The following is a 6,000-nucleotide window of genomic DNA, read 5'->3' as shown; positions in this document are numbered from 1 at the left end:
ACCAAGGCCTTGTCGGTGATGGCCACGCCGGTGAGTAACAAGGTAGCCGTGGCCGCAGCGGTCAGCTCGGTGTATAGCACCCCTAGTTTTGCGTGGCCGTCGACATYGGCATAGKTGAATTTGAGCGCGGKGGTCAGGATCGCGCCCTTGTCTTCCTCCAGCCCGCTCACTGGGCCACCAGACACGGAGGGCGCATCATTCACCGCCGTGACGCTGATGCCAACCTTGCCGACTTCCAAAGAATAAGGCGTAGATGTGCCGGTTGCAGCAACATTAACCTTTGTCCCCACTGTGGCTGCCGGTGAATTGGTCTGGTCCCATGCCAGGTACAAGAAGGCGTTGTCCACAGTCCCGTTCCAGTTGGCATTGGGTTTGAAGAACACTCGGCTGCTGGCATCCAGCAACAAGGCGCTGCTGTTGCTGACAACTCCCGCGCTTTGCCAGTTTGCCCCATTGTCCGTGCTGAAGAACAAGCTTCCGTTGGCGTTGACGCTGGTGATGGCAATGCCCTTGGTCGCAGCCGCATCGACATCACTGATCACACTGAACATATCGCTCACGGCAATTCCTGCAGAGGTGTCACCGTTTGCGGGTGCTGCCACATCCTCGTCCACCGTTGGCAAGTTCAAGGTGCCCGCGCCAATGACAGGCGCATCGTTGGCACTGTTGAAGTTGTAGGTGCTGGTCACCTCCGCAGACTCGTTATTGGTCGCGCTCGTGTCCACCGCCTTGAACTTCAGGCTCACAGCCCCATTGAAGTTGGCCACAGGCATGAGTAAAACCTTGTCGGCATTGATGTCCTCAATCGTGATCAAGGTGCCGGTAGTGATGGGCGTGCCATTGAGCAGCAAGGTGGCCTTGGAAGCATCGGGCAACTCGGTGAAGATCACGCCCTTTTGTGCGTGGCCGTCGTCGTCGGCGTAATTGAACTTGAGTGAAGCGTTCAGGATCGCGCCCATGTCTTCAGTCAGACCGTTGACGGTGCCGCCTGAGATGACAGGCGCGTCGTTCGCACCAGTGATGGACACCGTGATCGTGGCCGTGCTTGTTTCACCGGCCGTGTCTTTGACGGTGTAAGTGAACACGTCGTTGATGGCCGTGCTGCCCACCGCCAAGGCTTTGACCGTGGCGTTGGCTTGGTCCACCACGTAGCTGTAGCTGCCGTCGGCACCGATGGTCAATGTACCGAAGCTGCCTGTGATGGCCGTGCCGTTGGCGCTGGTGGTGGTCGCGGTCACTGCCGAGCCTGCACCTGCGGCGGTGCCCGCCTTGATGGCTTGCACCGCTTTGGTGTCGCCGCTGTTGACGTCGGTGTCGTTGGTCAACACGTTCAGGGCGCTCACACCGCTGGTCGTGGAGGTCAAGGCAGCACCTGCCGTGGCGTTGGCCGTACCACCAGCTTCGCCGATGGTGGCCGTGTCGTTCACGCCCACAGGCGCGTCGTTGGTGTTGACGAAGTTGTAGGTGTTGGTCACCACGGCCGACTCGTTGTGGGTCGCGCTGGTGTCCACCGCCTTGAACTTCAAGGTCGCCGCACCGAAGAAATTGGCCACAGGCTGGAGCACCACTTTGCCCGCATTGATATCCGCAATGGTCACCATGGTGTTGGCGGTGATCGCCACACCGTTGAGCAACAAAGTGGCTTTGGCCGGATCAGGCAGTTCGGTGAAGATCACGCCCGCTTGTGCATGACCGTCGTCGTCGGCGTAATTGAACTTGAGTGATCCAGAGAGGATCGCGCCGGTGTTTTCTGGCAGGTTGTTGACCGTGGATGCTGAGATCACGGGCGCATCATTGGCACCGGTGATGGACACCGTGACGGTGGCCGTGCTGGTCGCACCGGCCGTGTCTTTGACGGTGTAGGTGAACACGTCGTTGATGGCCGTGCTGCCCACCGCCAAGGCTTTGACCGTGGCGTTGGCTTGGTCCACCACGTAGCTGTAGCTGCCGTCAGCGCCGATCTTGATCGTGCCGAAGCTGCCCACCACTTCCGTGCCGTTGGCGCTGGTGGTGCTGGCGGTCACGGCCGTGCCTGCACCAGCGGCGGTGCCCGCCTTGATGGCTTGCACCGCTTTGGTGTCGCCGCTGTCCACATCGGTGTCGTTGGTCAACACGTTCAGGGCGCTCACGCCGTTGGTCGTGGAGGTCAAGGCTGCACCTGCCGTGGCGTTGGCCGTGCCGCCGGCTTCGCCGATGGTGGCCGTGTCGTTCACGCCAACAGGCGTGTCGTTGGCGCTGTTGAAGTTGAAGGTGCTGGTCACCACAGCCGACTCGTTGTGGGTCGCGCTGGTGTCCACCGCCTTGAACTTCAGCGCCACTGCACCAGAGAAGTTGCTTGCGGGTTGAAGCACCACTTTACTGGCGTTGATGTCCTCAATGGTCACCAAAGTGTTGGCGGTGATCGCCACACCATTGAGCAGCAAAGTGCCTTTGGCCGCGTCGGGCAACTCGGTGAAGATCACGCCCTTTTGTGCATGGCCATCGTCGTCGGCGTAATTGAAATTGAGAGCGTCTATGAGGATCGCGCCAATGTCTTCGGTGAGACCGTTGACGGTGCCGCCCGAGATGACGGGTGCGTCGTTGGCCCCGTTGATCGACACCGTGACCGTGGCCGTTCCGGTCGCACCGGCCGTGTCTTTGACGGTATAGGTGAACACGTCGTTGATGGCCGTGCTGCCCACCGCCAGGGCTTTGACCGTGGCGTTGGCTTGGTCCACCACGTAGGTGTAGCTGCCGTCGGCACCGATGGTCAATGTACCGAAGCTGCCTGTGATGGCCGTGCCGTTGGCGCTGGTGGTGGCCGCTGTCACGGCCGTGCCTGCACCTGCGGCGGTGCCCGCCTTGATGGCTTGCACCGCTTTGGTGTCGCCGCTGTTGACGTCGGTGTCGTTGGTCAACACGTTCAGGGCGCTCACACCGCTGGTCGTGGAGGTCAAGGCAGCACCTGCCGTGGCGTTGGCCGTGCCACCGGCTTCGCCAATGGTGGCCGTGTCGTTCACGCCCACAGGCGCGTCGTTGGTGTTGACGAAGTTGTAGGTGTTGGTCACCACTGCAGACTCGTTGTTCGAGTCGCTGGTGTCCACCGCCTTGAACTTCAAGGTCACCGCTCCAAAGAAGTCGGTCACGGGCTTGAGTTCAACTTTGTTGGCGTTGATGTCCTCGATGGTGACCAAGGTGCCTGTGGTGATCGCCACGCCGTTGAGCAACAAAGTGGCTTTGGCCGGATCGGGCAACTCGGTGAAGATCACGCCCTTTTGTGCGTGACCGTCGTCGTCCGCGTAATTGGGCTTGAGTGAGCCAGAGAGGAACGCGCCGGTGTTTTCTGGCAAATTGTTGATGGTCGTGCCCGAGATGACAGGCGCGTCGTTGGCTCCACTGATGGACACCGTGACCGTGGCTGTGCTGGTGGCACCGACCGTGTCTTTGACGGTGTAGGTGAACACGTCGTTGATGGCCGTGCTGCCCACCGCCAGGGCCTTGACCGTGGCGTTGGCTTGGTCCACCACGTAGCTGTAGCTGCCGTCAGCGCCGATCTTGATCGTGCCGAAGCTGCCCACCACTTCCGTGCCGTTGGCGCTGGTGGTGGCCACGGTCACTGCCGTGCCTGCACCTGCGGCGGTGCCCGCCTTGATGTCCTGCACCGCTTTGGTGTCGCCGCTGTCCACATCAGTGTCGTTGGCCAACAAGTTCAGGGCGCTGAATCCGCTGGTGGTCGATGTGAGAGCGCTACCGGCCGTGCCGTTGTTCGTACCTCCGGCTTCGCCAATGGTGGCCGTGTCGTTCACGGCCACGGGCGCATCATTGGTGCCCGTGATGAGCACACTGATGACCTGCGTGGTGCCGTCGGCCGTGCTCACCGTCAATGTGTCGGTGACTTCTTGCCCGGCGGTCAACTGGTTTTGTGCGCTGTCCATCACATAGGTCCAGGCACCCGCTGAGGTGATGCTGAACTTGCCCAGGCCCGCACTGCCAGCCACATCGGTTTGAGCCGTGACCGTCGTGGGACTGTCCACATCGCTCACCGACAAAGTGCCGGTGACGGTTTGGGCCACGTTGGTCTCGGTGATCGACTTGCTGATGTCGCCACTGAACGTGGCAGCGTCGTTGGCACCCGTCACCGCCACCGTGATCGTGGCTGTGCTGCTCAAACCCGCCGCGTCTTGCACCGTGTACGTGAACACGTCGCTCAGCGCCGTGCTGCCTGTGTTCAGCGCCTGCACCGTGGCGTTGGCTTGGTCCACGACGTAGGTGTAGCTGCCATCCGCGCCGATCTTGAGCGTGCCGAAGCTGCCCACCACTTCCGTGCCGTTGGCACTGGTGGTGGCCGCGGTCACTGTCGTGCCTGCGCCCTCAGCGGTGCCCGCCTTGATGTCTTTAACCGCTTTGGTGTCGCCGCTGTCCACATCGGTGTCGTTGGCCAACACATTGAGCGTGTTGGTAAAGCCAGAGGTTGTGGAGGTTAGGGCAGAACCTGCCGTGCCGTTGTTGCTGCCCCCAGCCTCGCCGATGGTGGCCGTGTCGTTCACGGCAACCGGCGCGTCATTGGCTCCGGTCACCGACACCGTGATGGTGGCTGTGCTGCTCAAGCCTGCTGCGTCTTGCACGGTGTAGGTGAACACGTCGCTCAGCGCTGTGCTGTTGGTGTTCAAGGCCTGCACGGTGGCGTTAGCTTGGTCCACCACGTAGGTGTAGCTGCCATCCGCGCCGATCTTGAGCGTGCCGAAGCTGCCCACCACTTCCGTGCCGTTGGCGCTGGTGGTGCTGGCGGTGACGGATGTGCCTGCACCGGCGGCGGTTCCCGCCTTGATGTCTTTAACCGCTTTGGTGTCGCCGCTGTCCACATCGGTGTCGTTGGCCAGCACGTTCAGGGCGGTCACGCCGCTGGTCGTGGAGCTCAAGGCAGAACCTGCTGTGCCGTTGTTCATGCCACCGGCTTCGCCGATGGTGGCCGTGTCGTTCACGGCCACGGGCCCGTCATTGGTACCCGTGATGAGCACACTGATGACCTGCGTGGTGCCATCGGCCGCGGTCACCGTCAAGGTGTCGGTGACTTGTTGGCCAGCGGTCAACTGGTTTTGTGGGCTGTCCATCACATAGGTCCAGGCACCCACTGAGGTTATGCTGAACTTGCCCAGGCCCGCACTGCCGGCCACATCGGTTTGGGCGGTGACGGTCGTGGGACTGTCCACATCGCTCACCGACAAAGTGCCGGTGACGGTTTGGGCCGCGTTGGTCTCGGTGATCGACTTGCTGATGTCGCCACTGAACGTGGCGGCGTCATTGGCACCCGTCACCGACACCGTGATGGTGGCTGTGCTGCTCAGACCCGCCGCATCTTGTACCGTGTACGTGAACACGTCACTCAGCGCTGTGCTGTCGGTGTTCAAGGCCTGCACTGTGGCGTTGGCCTGGTCCACTACGTAGGTGTAGCTGCCATCCGCGCCGATCTTGATCGTGCCGAAGCTGCCCACCACTTCCGTGCCGTTGGCGCTGGTGGTGCTGGCGGTCACTGCCGTGCCTGCACCAGCGGCGGTGCCCGCCTTGATGTCTTTAACCGCTTTGGTGTCGCCGCTGTCCACGTCGGTGTCGTTGGCCAACACATTGAGCGTGTTGGTAAAGCCAGAGGTTGTGGAGCTCAAGGCAGAACCTGCGGTTCCGTTGTTCGAACCACCGGCTTCGCCGATGGTGGCCGTGTCGTTCACGGCAACCGGCGCATCATTGGCCCCGGTCACCGCCACCGTGATGGTGGCTGTGCTGCTCAAGCCTGCTGCGTCTTGCACGGTGTAGGTGAACACGTCGCTCAGCGCTGTGCTGTTGGTGTTCAAGGCCTGCACGGTGGCGTTGGCTTGGTCCACCACGTAGGTGTAGCTGCCATCCGCGCCGATCTTGAGCGTGCCGAAGCTGCCCACCACTTCCGTGCCGTTGGCGCTGGTGGTGGCCACGGTCACTGCCGTGCCTGCACCAGCGGCGGTGCCCGCCTTGATGTCTTTAACCGCTTTG

1 protein-coding gene (running past one end of the window) is annotated in these 6,000 nt (G+C 61.9%); it reads right to left on the bottom strand.

The window, feature by feature from the left end; translation table 11 throughout:
- Positions 1-6,000: part of a VCBS domain-containing protein coding region (locus AMM33_RS21480; RefSeq protein ID WP_090143252.1), annotated on the bottom strand (this coding region is incomplete at its 3' end). 21,104 nt of the annotated region lie beyond the right edge of the window; the window shows 6,000 of its 27,104 annotated nt.

This window comes from Limnohabitans sp. DM1 (assembly GCF_001269385.1).
Classification (GTDB): Bacteria; Pseudomonadota; Gammaproteobacteria; order Burkholderiales; family Burkholderiaceae_C; genus Limnohabitans_A.
Note: the sequence above shows the minus strand (reverse complement) of the source record. Positions and strands in the feature narration are given on the sequence as shown.